This window comes from Corynebacterium auriscanis (genome assembly GCF_030408435.1).
Taxonomy (GTDB): domain Bacteria; phylum Actinomycetota; class Actinomycetes; order Mycobacteriales; family Mycobacteriaceae; genus Corynebacterium; species Corynebacterium auriscanis.
The window spans coordinates 2,326,180-2,342,928 of record NZ_CP047046.1; the positions used below are offsets into that span (position 1 = coordinate 2,326,180).

The 16,749-nt window shown below is 58.2% G+C and carries 12 protein-coding genes; 5 read left to right on the plus strand and 7 right to left on the minus strand.

All coding sequences use genetic code 11. The features are described 5' to 3' along the window. Positions 1 to 7: 7 nt before the first annotated feature. The 6 genes from CAURIC_RS09945 to CAURIC_RS09970 all read right to left on the minus strand — a co-directional run bounded on the left by CAURIC_RS09945 (position 8) and on the right by CAURIC_RS09970 (position 9,634). Positions 8 to 757 carry a succinate dehydrogenase/fumarate reductase iron-sulfur subunit gene (locus tag CAURIC_RS09945; protein WP_035113548.1) on the minus strand — a complete coding sequence of 250 codons (750 nt, stop codon included), beginning with the start codon at positions 755 to 757 and terminating at the stop codon, positions 8 to 10. After that, positions 757 to 2,790 carry a fumarate reductase/succinate dehydrogenase flavoprotein subunit gene (locus CAURIC_RS09950; protein WP_035113547.1) on the minus strand — a complete coding sequence of 678 codons (2,034 nt, stop codon included), beginning with the start codon at positions 2,788 to 2,790 and terminating at the stop codon, positions 757 to 759. The genes CAURIC_RS09945 and CAURIC_RS09950 overlap by 1 nt, the downstream gene beginning before the upstream one ends. A gap of 32 nt (positions 2,791 to 2,822) precedes the next feature. Continuing rightward, on the minus strand, positions 2,823 to 3,611 hold the full coding sequence (locus tag CAURIC_RS09955) for a succinate dehydrogenase cytochrome b subunit (RefSeq protein ID WP_035113546.1): 789 nt from the start codon (positions 3,609 to 3,611) through the stop codon (positions 2,823 to 2,825). Positions 3,612 to 3,744: 133 nt separating this feature from the next. Next, the gene (locus CAURIC_RS09960) at positions 3,745 to 6,489 is read right to left on the minus strand and encodes a glycoside hydrolase family 65 protein (RefSeq protein ID WP_290182715.1); all 2,745 of its coding nucleotides are present in this window, start codon (positions 6,487 to 6,489) and stop codon (positions 3,745 to 3,747) included. 45 nt (positions 6,490 to 6,534) lie between these two features. Further along, complete coding sequence (locus CAURIC_RS09965; protein ID WP_328286708.1) at positions 6,535 to 7,278, minus strand: HAD family hydrolase; 744 nt, start codon at positions 7,276 to 7,278, stop codon at positions 6,535 to 6,537. A gap of 130 nt (positions 7,279 to 7,408) precedes the next feature. Further along, positions 7,409 to 9,634, minus strand: a complete 2,226-nt coding sequence (locus CAURIC_RS09970) for a malate synthase G (protein ID WP_035113543.1) — start codon at positions 9,632 to 9,634, stop codon at positions 7,409 to 7,411. Between the two features lie 630 nt (positions 9,635 to 10,264). Between CAURIC_RS09970 and aceA the strand changes: the two genes are divergently transcribed. The 5 genes from aceA to ramB all read left to right on the plus strand — a co-directional run bounded on the left by aceA (position 10,265) and on the right by ramB (position 15,539). Further along, positions 10,265 to 11,560 (plus strand): isocitrate lyase, encoded by a 1,296-nt coding sequence (aceA, locus tag CAURIC_RS09975; RefSeq protein WP_035113542.1) that lies wholly within the window; start codon positions 10,265 to 10,267, stop codon positions 11,558 to 11,560. Between the two features lie 298 nt (positions 11,561 to 11,858). Then, the gene (locus CAURIC_RS09980) at positions 11,859 to 12,977 is read left to right on the plus strand and encodes a pirin family protein (RefSeq protein WP_290182718.1); all 1,119 of its coding nucleotides are present in this window, start codon (positions 11,859 to 11,861) and stop codon (positions 12,975 to 12,977) included. Positions 12,978 to 13,049: 72 nt separating this feature from the next. After that, positions 13,050 to 13,415 carry a GNAT family N-acetyltransferase gene (locus tag CAURIC_RS09985; RefSeq protein ID WP_035113540.1) on the plus strand — a complete coding sequence of 122 codons (366 nt, stop codon included), beginning with the start codon at positions 13,050 to 13,052 and terminating at the stop codon, positions 13,413 to 13,415. A gap of 70 nt (positions 13,416 to 13,485) precedes the next feature. Then, complete coding sequence (locus CAURIC_RS09990; protein ID WP_035113539.1) at positions 13,486 to 13,977, plus strand: carboxymuconolactone decarboxylase family protein; 492 nt, start codon at positions 13,486 to 13,488, stop codon at positions 13,975 to 13,977. 68 nt (positions 13,978 to 14,045) lie between these two features. After that, on the plus strand, positions 14,046 to 15,539 hold the full coding sequence (ramB, locus tag CAURIC_RS09995; protein WP_035113537.1) for an acetate metabolism transcriptional regulator RamB: 1,494 nt from the start codon (positions 14,046 to 14,048) through the stop codon (positions 15,537 to 15,539). Positions 15,540 to 15,568: 29 nt separating this feature from the next. Here the strand turns inward: ramB and CAURIC_RS10000 are convergent, their stop codons facing one another. Further along, on the minus strand, positions 15,569 to 16,732 hold the full coding sequence (locus CAURIC_RS10000) for a hypothetical protein (protein ID WP_235700695.1): 1,164 nt from the start codon (positions 16,730 to 16,732) through the stop codon (positions 15,569 to 15,571). Positions 16,733 to 16,749: the final 17 nt, after the last annotated feature.

Here is a 16,749-nt window from a genome sequence, read left to right on the forward strand (position 1 = left end):
GACTAGCTTAGTTGTCCTTACCGCGGAAAGAAGCACGTGCGCGCTCCTTTGTGACCGCGGACACAGCCGTCAGGGGGATGCCCGCAGGGCAGACGTCAGCGCACTCGCCGAACAGGGAGCAGTGGCCGAAGTTGGTTTCTAGCTCATCGATCATCTTGCGCGCACGGCGCCCACGCTCCTGGCGCCCCATTGGGGACAGAGTAAGGTGAACCAGCTTCGCACCGGTAAACAAGTGCGCAGCACCGTTGGGGCACGCAGCCACACAAGCACCACAGCCGATGCAGGCTGCGTGGTCGAGGGCCTTTTCGGCGTCGGAGTGGTTAACAGCCAGGGAGTCGGCATCTGGAGCGGTGCCTGCCATGACGGAGACGAAGCCACCCTTTTCCATAACGCGGTCCAGCGCGGAACGGTCAACGACCATGTCCTTGATTACTGGGTACGCGGCGGAACGCAGTGGCTCCAGCTTGAGCGTGTCGCCGTCGCTGAAAGAGAACAGGCGCTGCTGACAAGCTGGCTTGTTCTTGTCGGGGCCGTGTGGGCGACCGTTGACCAGGAGGCCACAGGTACCACAGATACCTTCACGGCAGTCAGAGGCGAATGCGAATGGCTCCTTGCCGGCCTCGACATAAGAGTTGTTGACGTGGTCGAGCAGTTCCAAGATGGACATCTGCTCTACGGCGTCGTCGACATCGACAGACTCGAAGTGGCCTTCAGCACTCGGGCCCGCCTGACGCCAGATTTCAAGATGCAGTTTCATTACTTGTAATTCCTTGTCATCAGCGGGATGCGGTCGAAGAACAGCGGCTCAGAGTGGCGAATGAATTTGTTTTCGCCATCTGGCTGCCAAGCGGAAACGAAGCACCAATTGTCGTCATCACGCTGGGCCTCGCCGTCCTCGGATAGGTGGTCATCACGGTAGTGCGCACCACAGGACTCGTCGCGGTCAAGTGCATCTACGCACATGAGCTCGCCTAGATCCAGGTAGTCAGCTACGCGAGTTGCGTACTCCAGAACCTGGTTCATTTCGCCGGAATTACCCGGAATGTGGACGTTAGCCCAGAAGTCAGCACGTAGGGCGCGAATGTCCTCGATGCCCTTCTTCATGTCCTCGACATTGCGGGACACGCCACAGGAGAAGTAGAGGATTTCACCCAACTTGCGGTGGTAGTACTCCGGTCCGTGTGGATCAGTACCGCGGATGCTCATGATGCGCTCGATCCGACCCTTAGCACGGTCCAAAGCGGCCTTAGCTGCTGGGGACTCCGCATCCGGAACTGGCTCGCCCAGCAGTGGAGCCAGGTAGTTCGGGATGGTGAACGGCAGGGTGAACCAGCCTTCCACGGAGGAGGACAGCAGGGAGTTAGCACCCAAACGGTTAGCACCGTGGTACATCCAGGAAGCCTCACCGGAGCAGAAAAGGCCTTCGATTGAGGTCATCTCATTGAAGTCTGCCCACAGGCCACCCATCGTGTAGTGGCAGGTTGGGGCAATACGCATCGGGGTCTCGTACGCGGACTCACCGATGGCCTCTTCGTACATCTGAATCAGGTTGGAATAGCGCTCACGAATCGTGTCCTTGCCTAAGCGCTGGATTGCATCACCCAAGTCGAGGTACACGGAGTTCTTCATTGGGCCTACGCCATAACCCGCGTTGATCTGCTGCGCGTTTGCACGAGATGCAATATCGCGAGGCACGAGGTTACCGAACGCTGGGTAGCGACGCTCCAGGAAGTAGTCGCGCTCTTCCTCTGGGATGTCGTTTGGCTTGCGCTCGTCGCCCTTCTTCTTCGGAGTCCAAATACGACCATCGTTGCGGAGGGATTCCGACATCAGGATGGTCTTAGACTGCCAGGTGGAGTTCACTGGCAGACCCGTTGGGTGGAACTGCACGAAGGACGGGTTCGCCAGGTAAGCACCCAGCTCGTAGGCGCGCATGATGGCGGAAGCGTTGGAGTTCTTCGCCAGCGTTGACATGTGGTACACGTTGCCGTAACCACCGGTGGCCAGAACGGTTGCGTGGCCAGTGTGAGCGGTGAGCTCGCCGGTGATCAGGTTGCGCATGATCACACCCTCACACTTGTTGTTCTCAACAATGAGGTCAACGAGGTCGCTGTGGGTGAAGATCTCCACATGGCCAGCACCGATCTGACGGTACAGAGCCGAAGTGGTGGCCAGCTGCAGCTGCTGACCAGTTTGACCACGGGTGTAGTAGGTGCGGGACACCTGCACGCCACCGAAGGAACGGGTGGCCAGGGTACCGCCGTACTCACGGGAGAACGGTGCGCCGATGGCATTCATGTGGTCGATGACCTTGGGAGACTCCATAGCCAATCGCCAGCAGTCATTCTCGCGGCAGCGGTAGTCGCCACCCTTGACCGTGTCCTTGGTGTGCAAGTAGGTGGAATCGTTATCCAGCTTCTTACCACGGGAAGAGTTCACACCACCCTGCGCGGCAATGGAGTGCGCACGGCGTGGGGAATCGTGATAGGTGAAAACCTTAACGTCGTAGCCCAGCTCGCCCAGCGCGGCTGCTGCAGCACCACCGGCCAAGCCGGTGCCGACGATGAGAATGCGGAACTTGGAGCGGTTCAGCGGCGAAACCATGCCGAAGTGCTCCTTGGCGTACTGCCATTGCTTGTCCTGGCTGACAGCGTGAGGAGCATTGTCCTTGAGGACCTTACCTACACTCACACCAGCTACGGAGGACTCGGGAGCAGAGAATGCTGCCACTGCCTCGTCGTAGTTGAAGTCCGCGGTCTGATTGTGCGGGTGGTTAATTACTTCACTCATGAAAGTTTCTTCTCCTTACAGACTCGCGCTAATTAATGCCCAGGCATGGGGACGAACGGAGCCTGATCAACCAAACCGAACATGACCGCCAATGGGATAGAGATGTTGCCGATCATGATGATCGCGGGCAGCAGGTAGGAAACCCACAACATGACCTGGCGCCAGCGGTGCCCAGTGATACCCAAATCCGAAGATGCGGTCCAGATACCGTGGGACAGGTGCAGGAACAGGATGACCATCGCCAAAATATAGAAGATGGCAACCACAGGACGCTCGAAGGATGCGACCAAGTTCTGGTAGGCCGCATGAGAGCCATCCACCGCACCCTGGAAGTCACCGGACGCCGCAGGCTTCACACCCAAGGTCAGGTCCAGGATGTGGAAGATGATAAACAGCAGCAAGATCAGGCCCGTTACCGGCATCGTGCGCGCGGTGAACGTATTGAAGCTGCTCACCATGTTCTTGCGCTTGAAGCGGCCACGGGACCGGTGAGAACGCGAGGTCAGCGCGAACGCGAACCAAACGTGCAGCACCAGGGAGACCAGCAGCACGATACGAGCAATCCAGAGGAACAACTCGTGTGGCAAGAGTGGGTGACCGAATTCACGCAGGAAATCGGCGTAAGTATTAAAGGATTCGGCCCCCATGTAAACCTTCAGGTTTCCGAGCATGTGGACCAAGACGAAGAGAGCGAAGATGACGCCAGTCACGGCCATCGTCAGCTTCATCGCCCAAGTTGGGACCCCTGCTTTCTCGCGCAGAGGCTTCGTCGTTATCTTTCCGTGGACGATTGCGTCCCGGTCGTCATATTTAACAGTCATGGCACCTCCAGTGTCATGAATACTGTAAATCTGAACCCCCCTTAACGACTACTTTGCGGTAATTCACAGGCCCCGACCTCCCCCGTTATGGGGGCAGGTTATCGGGGGCTGGAACTTTTCAGGGGGAATATTTCTACCCCTCCGGTTGCTGCCCCGGTTGCTCCGCACTCACTTCACTGCGCTCGTTTGAATCTTTAAGACCATTCCCGGCAAAACCGGGCACGGCGATTTGAGCACGGGCATCTTCGTGGTTCGCGCGACGGTGTGCGCGCGCATGATCGCCCCACGCTTCCCGATCTGATTCATCAGTGAGGAGCGTATCCCCCTTCACAATGACGGGTTCGCGACCGACGATAACCTCTTCACCCATGACCCACAGTGGACCGATCTTATGATCCCCATCAACCACAGCGAGTTCTACTTCGTCTTCGCGCACAGTGACTTGAATTTGCTGGCCGTGGAGCGTGATTTGGTAGGTGAGATATTCCCACTCCTCCGGCAGGCGGGGGCTAATGGAGAACTGGCCGTAGTAATCGCGCAACCCACCAAATCCGAATGTCAAGGCCGTCCACACTCCACCGCACGAGGCAATGTGCACACCGTCAGATGTGTTGTGATGCATATCGGCAAGATCCACGAACAAACCCCGCTGAAAGAAGTGGTCAGCGGTGTCCTTCAAACCCAGTTCCGCAGCCACGATGGATTGCACAACTGCGCTGAGGGTGGAATCACCCGTAGTTAAACGGTCATAGTATTCGTAATTGGCGCGCTTGATGTCACTGGGGAAGGCCTGCCCTTGGAGGAACAGCGCCAGCACCACATCGGCCTGCTTCACAACTTGGTATCGGTAGATCGTCAGCGGGTGGTAGTGCAGCAGGAGCGGACGCTTGGGCTCACCGTTGGGGTCGTCCAAGTTCCATACTTCGCGCAGCAGGAAGGAATCATCCTGCGGGTTAACCCCTAATTCCTCGTTGAACGGGATAAGCATTTCTTCGGCCGCCCGCTCCCACAGCGCAATCTCGTCATCCGAGAGGTCCTCGTCTGCCATCAGCGCCTTGTATTCCTTCGGGCGCTCCTCAGCCATCTGTCGCAACACACCGGCAGCGACACGCAAGTTATAGCGCGCCATCACGTTGGTGTACAGGTTGTTGTTCACCACGGTGGTGTATTCATCGGGCCCAGTCACCGAGTGAATCTCGAAACGTTTGCTGCCACTGTTGAAGAACCCGATGGAGATCCAGAATCGGGCCGTTCCCACCAAAATGTGCACACCTTGTTCCAGCAGGAAGTCCACGTCACCGGTGGCGTAGACGTACTTCATCAAGGCGAAGGCGATATCAGCATCGATGTGATACTGCGCGGTGCCGGCAGCATAGTACGCGGACGATTCTTGGCCATTGATGGTTCGCCACGGGAACAGCACACCATCGTGGGACAATTCCAACGCGCGTTGCTTGGCCGCGGGCAGCATGTCGCAACGGAACCGCAGCGCATTACGCGCAAACGTGGGGTTGGTATAGGACAGAAACGGAAGAACGTAAATCTCGGTATCCCAGAAATAGTGCCCACCGTAACCACTGCCGGTCATTCCCTTGGCAGGCACACCGCTGGTCTCTGCACGCGCAGAGGCCTGAATCAGTTGGAAAATGTTCCACCGCACCGCCTGCTGCAGCTCCGGTTGACCACCGATCTTCACATCGGAGCGATCCCAGAAACGATCCAGCCATTCGCGCTGGTTGAGCACTAGGTTCTCAAACCCCACGGACTTCGCGCGGTTGATCGTGCGCGCGCAGCGGAACGCCAGCTCCTCGGGGGACACATGGCGCGAGGAGTGGTAGGAAACAAACTTCTCCAACCGCAGTTTCATTCCCTTGCGACCATTGACGTGATAAGTCACACGGGCTACGTCCTCCTTCACCTCAGTCGAGATCTCCACACCAGTGCCTAGCCCCGCACCAGCATCCACGTCGCTGGTTTCCTCCGCTGGGCTCTGTACGTCTAGCTCATGGTCCATGGAGGCCGCCACGGTCATCCCGGAGTGGTTCACTTGATAACCCAACGTCGCACGTTCTGGCTCGGAGGACATCTGATACTTCGGCAACAGCACGCGCTCTTGGAACTGCTCCCCACGTCGCGGATCAAATTCCGCTTCATCGAACTTGGCGTTGCTGTCGGGGAATTCATCCTCCCCGTCTTGGCGGTTGAGTAGCTGAGAACTAATCACCACGGCCGCATCGTCATCCAGCAGCTCCACTTCCAGCGACATGATTGCCAAGTGGCGCTCCTGGAAGCTCACCATGCGCTCGCTGGTCACGCGAATGTGCTTTCCACCGGGCGTGCGCCATACCAACTCGCGGCGCAGCACGCCTTCACGGAAATCGAGGCTGCGCTTGTATTCCGTGACTTCAGCATTCCCCAATCGGAATGGCTCGTCGTCAATGTAGAGGCGCATTGCCTTGGCATCGGGGACGGAGATAATGCCTTGCCCGTGGCGTGCCAGACCGTATGCGTTCTCAGCGTGCTGGATATCCCATGTCTCGTGCACACCATTTATGAACGTGCCGTGGTGGGCTGAATCGCGCCCTTCATCGGGATTGCCGCGCAGGCCCATGTACCCGTTGGACAGTGCGAACAGGGTCTCGGAAACCCCCAAGTCCATGCGGTTCGGGTGGGTCTCGATCCACGCCCATTCATCAACTGGGTTGTTCTCGCGGTCGATCTTCTTCCGGGGCTCTACTTTGTAGTGCTTCCAGTCCAGCCGGAAGTCTTTAGCCGCCAGATCCTCCCCATCAATAGGGCGCCGAGGACCAATGTTGGTTTTCGTTCGCTGCGAAGCGAGAAACTCCTGAAGTTGCTGCTGGTCCTTCTTCTCACCCATTGCGTATTGCTCCCGTTGTATTGGTCTCTCGTTGCCTGAATGATTTTAACGTGGCAGCAGATCCGCCAGGTCGGCAACTACCACATCTGCGCCCGCTGCCTTGAGTGCTTCCCCACCTGCGCCCCGATCCACACCGACCACGAGGCCGAAGTTTCCCGCGCGACCGGATTGCACACCACTCGTCGCATCCTCCACGACAACTGCGTTTTCCGCCTCTGATTCCAGTAGCTCGGCACCTCGCAGGTAGGTATCCGGCGCTGGCTTGCCTTTTAAACCTTCGTCCGACGCCACATTCCCATCGACCACAATCTCAAATCGATCCAAGAGCCCAGCGGATTCGAGCACCTGCTTGGCGTTCTTGGAGGAACTGACGATTCCGATCCGTGGCACGGGCTGCCCATCGGCTTCCGCAGCAGCGAGAGCATCCAACAACTCGACCGATCCTGGGTACGGTTCCACGCCCTCTTCCACGAGCTGAAGGAAGTCCTCGTTTTTCCGCCTGCCGAGGCCGTGAATGGAATCGACCGTGGCGGCGTCGTCCATCTGCCCCTCGGGCACCGAAATACCGCGACTGGCCAACAAAGCAGCGACCCCTTCGTCACGGCGGCGGCCATCGAGGTAGTCGAAATAGTCTTGTTCCGTATAAGCCTCAGCCCCACGCTCGTTAAGGAATGCCGAGAACATGCGGCGCCACGCCTGGCGGTGCAATTCAGCGGTCGGGGTGATAACTCCGTCGAGGTCAAAGAGGATTGCTTGGTAGTCGAACAGGGGCCGTGGATTGTTGGTCATGCAGCGTCCTTTCATCGGATTTCCATCGTAGTCGGAGCGGACGACATCAGCTGATCAAGGAAAAACCCCACCGCTTCTTCCGCGGAAGAAACAATGGGGTTGAATGGCTATGCCGATTTCAGACTAGGTCTTAAACAATGCCGTTCTTAGCCTTGAACTCGCGACGGCGAGCGTGCAAGATCGGCTCGGTGTAACCGGAAGGCTGCTCCTGGCCCTTGAGGATCAGGTCCTTAGCGGCCTGGAACGCGACGGAGGCATCGTAGTCTGCCGCCATATCGCGGTAAGCCTCGTCACCAGCGTTCTGCGCGTCAACCTTCTTAGCCATCCGCTGCAGGGACTCGATGACCTGCTCTTCACTGATAACATCGTGCTTCAGCCAGTTAGCCAGCAGCTGGGAAGAAATACGCAGCGTAGCACGGTCCTCCATCAGGTCAATGTCGTGGATGTCCGGAACCTTGGAGCAACCCACGCCCTGCTCGACCCAGCGAACCACGTAGCCCAAGATGGACTGGCAGTTGTTATCCAGCTCTTCCTTGATCTCAGCCTCGCTCCAGTTTGCGTTGCCTTCACCCTTGGCCGCGCCAGCAACAGGGATGGTCAGCAGGTCGCCCTGAGTATCGCGGCGACCTTCCGTGCGCAGCTTCTCCTGTACCTGGAAGACGTCGACCTCGTGGTAGTGCGTAGCGTGCAGCGTAGCGCCCGTCGGGGAAGGAACCCATGCGGTGGACGCGCCGGCCTTTGGCTGGCCGATCTTCTGCTCCAGCATCTCAGCCATCAGCTCAGTCATGGCCCACATGCCCTTACCGATCTGAGCCTTGCCCGGCAGGCCGTGCTCCAGACCAGCATCGACATTCTTATCCTCGTACGCGAGCATCCACTTAGACTGCTTCATCTCACCCTTGCGGATCATTGGACCGGCCACCATGGAGGTGTGGATCTCATCACCGGTGCGGTCGAGGAAGCCCGTGTTAATGAAGGCCAGGCGGTCCTTCACCGCGGCGATGCAGGCATCTAGGTTGGCGGAAGTGCGGCGCTCTTCATCCATGACGCCGACCTTCAGCGTGTAACGCTCCAGACCCAGCAGGTCCTCGATCGCAGCGAACAGGTCGTTGGTGTATGCAACCTCTTCTGGGCCGTGTTGCTTTGGCTTCACGATATAGATGGAGCCGGTGCGGGAATTTCCGCGCTCGTTGTCTTTATCCAGACCTGGGATCGCACATGCCGAGGTGATGACACCGTCCATGATGCCCTCGAAGATTTCCTGGCCATTCTGATCCAGGATGGCTGGGTTTTGCATGAGGTGGCCCACGTTACGGACAAACAGCAGGGAGCGACCGTGCAGGCGCAGGGTGGAGCCGTCACGAGCAGTGTACTCGCGGTCTGGGTTCATACGACGGGTGAAAGTCTTGTCGCCCTTGGTGACCTCTTCGGATAGTTCACCGGTGTTCAGGCCGAACCAGTTGCGGTAGCCGAGGGTCTTGTCCGCAGCATCAACCGCAGCCACAGAGTCCTCGAAGTCCATAATCGTGGAAACAGCCGACTCGAGAACGATGTCCTTCACACCAGCCTTGTCGGTGGAACCAACTGGGGATTCTGGGTCGATCTGAATGTCGATGTACAGGCCGTTGTTGCGCAACAGGATGGAGCTTGGGTTGGCCTCGTCACCGGCGTAACCCGCGTACACATCCGGCTCGCGCAGGTGAACTTCCTGGCCATCGATCTCCGCGGTGAACTGGCCGGTTGCTACGGAGTACTTGGTGACATCCTTGTGAGAGCCGGATTCCAGTGGCACAGCGCGGTCAAGGAAATCGCGGGACCAAGCGATGACCTTGTCGCCGCGGACCTTGTTGTAGCCACCCTTGCCCTTTTCAGCGCCACCCTCTTCTGAAATGGCGTTGGTTCCATAGAGGGCGTCGTACAAAGAGCCCCAGCGAGCGTTGGCAGCGTTAATAGCGAAACGAGCATTGAGAACTGGAACCACCAGCTGCGGGCCCGCGGTCTCGGCGATCTCGGTATCGATGTTCTGGGTGTTGATCTTGAAATCAGCAGGAGCGTCTACGAGGTAGCCAATTTCTCTAAGGAAGGCGGTGTACTCTTCGGGGTTCTGCTCGCCAGCGTGGCTGGAGTACCACTGGTCCAACTTCTCCTGCAGCTCATCGCGCTTGGCAAGAAGTTCACGGTTGCGAGGGGTGAATTCTTCAACGATTTTGCCGAAGCCATCCCAGAACTTGCTCTGGTCTTCGGCGGAATCCTTACCGACCCGTGGCAGAACCTCACCGTTGACAAAGTCGTAGAGAGTCTTGGCAACCTGCAGTCCGCCTGCAGAGATGCGTTCTGTCTTCTGGTCAATGGTCATAGCGACTCCTTAGTGATCAGTGATCATTGTCGAATCTTTCCGCGCTGAAAACCGAGTTCGGTCTAACGCTCCCAGTCCAGCGCGACAAGATTCTTATAGTTTCGTCTCCACCCTAGGTGACTTTCATCACGTGTGGCTGGAATTGGAACGCAGACGACATTTTTGCCACCCCCACCACGGGGACAAAACGGGCACGGGGCAATACTGATCCAAATATGTCTCAACTTAGACAGATATGCCCTGCCACACGCATTACACCAGCAAGAGACCTACATCACGCCACTGTCGGACCAGAATGGACCTTTGGGAGGTTCGTAAAAAATTCACAAACTTCACAAAATTTACCCACACCCCCACACACAAATAACGCGGGAAACTGCATTGACGGGCACTTTTGCATTGGTATTGTGGTAACCAGCGACAGAGGCCCCAAGGGTTTGCAAGAGCTTACCGGTGCTTCCGCCTGATGTGCTTCACACCACACGGTCGGCTGCACTACCGCCTCCGTGTCGTCACCCCCACCCAGTTCCGTACTGGGTTTATCCCGGCAGCACGCTGGGATGCGCCAGCCACCACGGCTAGGTGCACGAGACACGAACTCCTCCATTGAAGAAGGAAGTGAAGATTTACATGTCTAACGTCGGCAAGGCACGTACCGCTGCAGAAATCCAGAAGGATTGGGACGAGAACCCACGCTGGGCGAACGTTGAGCGCGATTACACCGCAGAGCAGGTTGCTCAGCTGCAGGGCACCGTAGTCGAGGAGCACACCCTCGCTCGCCGTGGCGCTGAAATCCTATGGGACGCCGTTAACAAGGGCGACGATTCCTACATCAACGCACTGGGCGCACTGACCGGTAACCAGGCTGTTCAGCAGGTCCGCGCAGGCCTGAAGGCTGTTTACCTGTCCGGTTGGCAGGTTGCGGGTGACGCAAACCTCTCCGGTCACACCTACCCAGACCAGTCCCTGTACCCAGCTAACTCCGTGCCACAGGTTGTGCAGCGCATCAACAACGCTCTCCTGCGTGCAGACGAGATCGCTCGCGTTGAGGGCGACACCTCCGTTGACAACTGGTTGGTTCCAATCGTTGCTGACGGTGAGGCCGGCTTCGGTGGCGCACTGAACGTTTACGAGCTGCAGAAGGCCATGATCAAGGCTGGCGCCGCTGGTACCCACTGGGAGGACCAGCTCGCTTCCGAGAAGAAGTGTGGCCACCTGGGCGGCAAGGTTCTGATCCCGACCCAGCAGCACGTTCGTACCTTGAACTCCGCACGTCTGGCTGCTGACGTTGCTAACACCCCAACCCTGGTTGTTGCACGTACTGACGCTGAGGCCGCTACCCTGCTGACCTCTGATGTTGACGATCGCGACAAGCCATTCCTGACCGGTGGCCGCACCGCTGAGGGCTTCTACAACGTTCAGAACGGCATCGAGCCTTGCATCGCCCGCGCGAAGGCATACGCTCCATACGCTGACCTGATCTGGATGGAGACCGGTACCCCAGACCTCGAGCTCGCTAAGAAGTTCGCTGAGGCTGTTCGCTCCGAGTACCCAGACCAGCTGCTGGCCTACAACTGCTCCCCATCCTTCAACTGGTCTGCTCACCTGGACGACGACACCATCGCGAAGTTCCAGAACGAGCTGGGCGCAATGGGCTTCAAGTTCCAGTTCATCACCCTGGCTGGCTTCCACGCCCTCAACTACTCCATGTTCGACCTGGCTTACGGCTACGCCCGCAACCAGATGTCCGCTTTCGTGGACCTGCAGAACCGCGAGTTCAAGGCAGCCGAGGAGCGCGGCTTCACCGCTGTGAAGCACCAGCGCGAGGTTGGTGCTGGCTACTTCGACCAGATCGCCACCACCGTGGATCCAAACTCCTCCACCACTGCCCTGAAGGGTTCCACCGAGGAAGGCCAGTTCCACTAAGAACCGCCTACCTCTGCCACGATCTTTTAAGGTCCAGGCGAAAGCGCGGTTGACGTAGAACCTGCCCGCCGGGAAGTTCGCAACATCATTGTTGTGAGCCTCCCGGCTTTTTCTTTGCGCAAAACCTACCACCCCCGGGTGCGAGAGTTTACCGCACCACACACCTCGCCCCACCCGTGCGGCGGAGCGAAGAGGAGGGGGAGCTTTGAGGCGGGCGGATACGAACTAAAGCCAGCTAATTCAAGCGAAAATTTACAAACCCATGCGAGTGCGTGATTAGTCACCTATACTGGGCGGCATGAGCAACCTCGACCCCCAACCCCTCGAACGGGTCTGCACTTCTGGCGGCGAGCCGGACGCTGATCGTGGCAACGTAGAAAGCGCTACTTCTGCCGACCACGACTACGCGGATGTGGAAATCATCACCCACCGCGAGGTTCCCCTCGGTGGCCCCCGAGCCATGCCTGTACGCAGAACGCTCCCCCAGAAGAAGCGCTCCCTCATCGGAGCGTGGTGCTTCGCGGATCACTATGGCCCCTCGGACGTTTCGGCGACAGGCGGAATGGATGTAGCCCCTCACCCTCACACCGGCTTGCAGACTGTGAGTTGGCTTTTCGAAGGCAAGATCGAGCACATTGATTCCGGTGATAACCGCGGTATGGTCCTGCCGGGCGAAGTCAACCTGATGACCTCCGGAGCGGGCATATGCCACTCGGAAACCTCCACCCCCGATGTCACAACCTTGCACGGAGTGCAGCTGTGGTTGGCATTGCCCAACGATGTCCGTTCAACCGCCCCGCGCGCCCTGGATCACTACGCACCCCAGCCAGTGACCATCGAGGGTGGATCAGCGCTCGTGTTTATCGGATCGCTCGCCGGCTCCACCAGTCCGATTGAAACTCACTCCCCACTGCTAGGCGCAGAACTGAAAGTCGAACCCCATAGCGCTATCACGCTCGAGGTCAACCCAGAGTTTGAACACGGCCTACTAGTGGACGAAGGCGATGTGACGTTGGAAAACACCCCAGTTCCAGTCTCCGCGATCGGTTACACCGGTGTCGGCACCACCACCCTGCGAATCCGCAACGATTCCGACGATCCAGCCCGCCTAGTGCTATTGGGCGGAGAGCCTTTCCCCGAAGAAATCGTGATGTGGTGGAACTTCGTGGGTCGGTCCAGTGAGGAAATCGCGGAGTACCGGGAACAGTGGCAAGCCCGCACCGAGCGCTTTGGCGAAGTGAAGAACTACGAGGGGCACGGCGGGCCGAACAAAAATGCGGATGGCTTAAGTTGGCTGCCCGCCCCGGATCTGCCGAATGTGATGATCAAGCCCCGCAAGAACCCGGCACCACATGCTCGTGCGGACTTGCCAGAACCGGGTGAGCGCACCGAGACGGTCTCGTTCGGAAAGAAGTAGCCCCCCAGCTACCGACAATTCGCTCGAGCCACCAACAATTCATTCCAATTATCAACCATAAGGAGAACAACCATGAGCAACCTGCAGGACAAAACCGGCGCTGAAGTAACCGTTCAACCAACCTCCGACGGCCGCGCATTCGGCATCGATGTTGTAGCTGACGGTGTAACCGCCGGTCGCGCCTTCTTCCTCGACCACGATGGCGAGCGGATTTTCTACCACACCGAAGTCGACGAAGCATACGGAGGCCGTGGTTTGGCCACGATCTTGGTCCGCGAGGCACTAGAGGCTAGCCGCAAGGATGACCTCGTTATCGTACCCGTCTGCCCACTGGTCAAGGGATTCCTCGACAAAAATGGAGATGACTTCACAGCTCAGGGAGGCGAGTTCCGTCGCGCCACCCGTGACGATGTAGCGTTCGTGCAGAACTCGAACTAGTTTCCTCCCTCTTTGCCCCTTATCGCTCTCTAAAATCCTCCCTCGTTGGAAAGGAATCAGGTAGAAATCAATGCCCTCCGCTGACCGGCCGTATCTAGACAAGAGCCAGCCCGGCACTTACAAAGCCATAGTCGAGGTTTCCAAGGAAGTACGAAAAGCCAGCGAGGCTGTGGGAATCGACCGTGCGCTTAGCGAGCTGGTCAACGTACGGGTATCACAGATCAATGGCTGTACCGCCTGCCTGAGTGTCCACTTCCCCGCTGCCCGGCGCGCAGGCGTATCCCAGCTCAAGCTGGACCTGCTTTCCGCCTGGCGCGATTCGGATGTTTTCACTGAGCGAGAGCGGGCGTGCCTCACTATCGCCGAGGCTCTCACGCGCCCCGCTGGAGGCGAGCTCACACTGAGTGGCCCAGCGTTGGACTCCGCCATCGCCGAAGCTGCGCAGGTCCTCAACGAGGACGAGTTGGCGGCCGCGCAGTGGGCAGCTATCGCCATCAATGCGTTCAACCGCATCTCCATCGCGAGCGCCCACCCTCCTTACACAGCAAACTACAAAGAATGATCAGCACACAGTAGTTTTCTGTTGCACCAGCGAATTATCCCGGCGCATTCACGCAGTATGCTGTCCACATGGCTTCCTCACATGTGTTCGTCGGATCTCGCTTGCGCGAGCTGCGGAAAGACCGCCGGTTATCGCAAGCCGAATTCGCCGACAAACTGGGAATTTCCGCCAGCTACGTCAACCAAATTGAACACAATTCACGCCCTCTGACTGTCGCTGTACTAGCTAAACTCACTGCGACTTTCGGAGTGGATGCCACTTTCTTTTCTCGGGAAGACGCCACGCGTCTGCTGGCCGAGGTTCAGGACGTGGTTCACGATCGGGAAGTGTGCCCAACCCCCGTAGACGTGGCTGAACTCGCGGATCTGGTCCGCAATCACCCCACCTTGGCCCGCGCCATGGTGGAGATGCACTCTCGCTATCGCAATGTATCGGACAAGCTTTCCCTAGCCACGGACGAGCGCCTGCAGGGCAATGCCGTCTTATCCATTACCCCCCGCGGGGAACTCTTTGGACGCGCATCGGGACCAGAAGCCTTCTCCATGCCGCACGAAGAAGTCCGCGACTACTTTTACGCCAGGCAAAACTACGTAGACGTCCTCGATGTGCAAGCCGAGGCGCTAGCGGGAGAATTGGCACGGATGCAGCGGGGCGTCAATAAAACAAGTAGGCCAGCGCAGCAGATACATCACAAAGAGCAGATCATTGCCACCCGGCTAATCGATCAGCATGGAGTACCCGTGACGTATTCCACGGATTTGGGCGATACCCAGCACTACTTTGATTCCTCCAAGCGGGAACTATTTGTATCGACGAAGATGCGCCCCGGACAAATTGCATTTCGCTTAGCTACCGAGCTGGCATTTCTAGAGGCTGGGGATACCATCGCTAGCTTGGTGGACTTGGGACATTTTCAGTCCGACGATGCCCGTGCGCTGGCTTCCCGCGGCCTAGCCACGTACTGGGCAGCAGCCTTGTTGTTGCCCTACCGCCAATTCCACGAATCCGCGGAACAATCCCGGTATGACCTAGAGTTTCTTATGCGCGAATACGGTGTGGGCTATGAAACAGTCTGCCACCGCCTATCCACGTTGCAACGGCCATCGCTGCGTGGGGTTCCATGGACGTTTGTGCGAGTGGATCGAGCGGGCAACATGTCCAAGCGGCAATCTGCCTCTGGATTGCACCTGTCGCACTCCGGAGGTACCTGCCCACTGTGGAATGTATATGAAACGTTTAGCTACCCCGGAAAGATCATGCGGCAGATTGCACAGATGCCCGATGGCCGACGGTATTTGTGGATTGCCCGCACGGTTAATCACCACCGCGCAGCTTGGGGCCAACCCGGCAAAATGTTCGCGATTGGGTTGGGATGCGAAATCCGGCATGCAGAACGCACGGTGTATTCCGACGGGTTGGACTTGGAGGACCAGTCGGCGGCCGTTCCCATCGGGTCGGGTTGCCGGTTATGCCCACGCGAGGCTTGCCCACAGCGTGCTTTCCCACCGATACACGAACAATTGGCCATTGATCCCCACCGGTCAGCAATCGCGCCGTATTAGCCGCAGACTGGGGACAAATAAGGCTCGCGCTAACCGGTGGCGCCAGTATCGTCGAACAGCCCGGCTATCTCACGACGGCGATGTTCGCGCCGGTTATAAGTCGCTTCGCGGATGGCATCATCCGAATCAAAGCCAGAGCCCAGCGCCCCCGCCATCGTGCCCAGCGATGCGGTAAACCACGCGAGCGTCAAATAATCCAAAATGGACACCTTGGAACTAATTTGCTGCGCGAAGTACGGAATCGGCACCACGGTGGCGGCGAACAGCAACAGGGTCAGAAAGATCAGCACGTAGATTCCCGCTGCCGCCAGTCCCACTGTGCCAACCGTGGCGAAGTTATCGATACGGCTGCGCCAACGCGTGAGCGAATCCATGTCCTTGCCGCGCCACTTGTTCCACAAACCATTATGAAAAATCAACCAAAAGGTCAGGGCCGCGATGGCCACGAATGTGATCAAGCTCAGGCGCCACACAGCGATTAGGCTAGACATCGCCCAGACCGACCCGTAGAAGATACTGAAAGCCCCCGTTGCCACGCCTGTGGCCAAACAGCCCGAGAGCACTCGAATGAGTTTGTCCGGGCGATTGCAGCGAATCATGCCCAGCCACAAGCGCAGCACGCGCCCGCGCCCTTCGAGTACCCGCGTGGTTTGTGCGGACGAGTCACCACCCTCAATATCCGCAACTTGAGTTTCCGGCACGCCTGCTCCCGCAGGAAGCCCTTTGACTAGCCGAGTCAACTCTTGCCGCAGCGCATCGCGGGCTCGCAATAGACCGAAGGCTGGCAAACACAGCATGGTTGCACGCCCGTTTTCTACGGACTGGCTGATGACCGGGCGTCGAGTAGTAAGAGGCAGGTCAGTGACGTAAACCATGCGATCCCACCCGCGATCATTCATGATGCCCGAAGCAGAATGCGCAAGGCGGACATTGCCGGCCGAATCCATGGGGAGAGTACCCACCCGCAGGTCGATACGCACGGGCGCCGAAACCGTTGCTGCTTCGGTGTTACCCGCGGGCAGTGGATCACTATCATCCACGGAATCAATCCAATCCCCCGCTGTCCCCAGATCCACGTTCTGGGTCCACACCTGCGCCTGTTCCTTTGCCGTCTCCCGCAGCTCGGGAAGCAAACCGCGCACCCTAGCTTCCGGCAGCCCGGGATCGACGAGCAAACCAATTACCTCCGACACGGGAGATAAGTGTAGCC

What these genes read in the sequence shown, in the direction of transcription:
- CAURIC_RS09945 (WP_035113548.1), bottom strand. Translation starts at nt 757, where the DNA reads ATGAAACTGCATCTTGAAATCTGGCGTCAGGCGGGCCCGAGTGCTGAA.
- CAURIC_RS09950 (WP_035113547.1), bottom strand. Translation starts at nt 2,790, where the DNA reads ATGAGTGAAGTAATTAACCACCCGCACAATCAGACCGCGGACTTCAAC.
- CAURIC_RS09955 (WP_035113546.1), bottom strand. Translation starts at nt 3,611, where the DNA reads ATGACTGTTAAATATGACGACCGGGACGCAATCGTCCACGGAAAGATA.
- CAURIC_RS09960 (WP_290182715.1), bottom strand. Translation starts at nt 6,489, where the DNA reads ATGGGTGAGAAGAAGGACCAGCAGCAACTTCAGGAGTTTCTCGCTTCG.
- CAURIC_RS09965 (WP_328286708.1), bottom strand. Translation starts at nt 7,278, where the DNA reads ATGACCAACAATCCACGGCCCCTGTTCGACTACCAAGCAATCCTCTTT.
- CAURIC_RS09970 (WP_035113543.1), bottom strand. Translation starts at nt 9,634, where the DNA reads ATGACCATTGACCAGAAGACAGAACGCATCTCTGCAGGCGGACTGCAG.
- aceA (WP_035113542.1), top strand. Translation starts at nt 10,265, where the DNA reads ATGTCTAACGTCGGCAAGGCACGTACCGCTGCAGAAATCCAGAAGGAT.
- CAURIC_RS09980 (WP_290182718.1), top strand. Translation starts at nt 11,859, where the DNA reads ATGAGCAACCTCGACCCCCAACCCCTCGAACGGGTCTGCACTTCTGGC.
- CAURIC_RS09985 (WP_035113540.1), top strand. Translation starts at nt 13,050, where the DNA reads ATGAGCAACCTGCAGGACAAAACCGGCGCTGAAGTAACCGTTCAACCA.
- CAURIC_RS09990 (WP_035113539.1), top strand. Translation starts at nt 13,486, where the DNA reads ATGCCCTCCGCTGACCGGCCGTATCTAGACAAGAGCCAGCCCGGCACT.
- ramB (WP_035113537.1), top strand. Translation starts at nt 14,046, where the DNA reads ATGGCTTCCTCACATGTGTTCGTCGGATCTCGCTTGCGCGAGCTGCGG.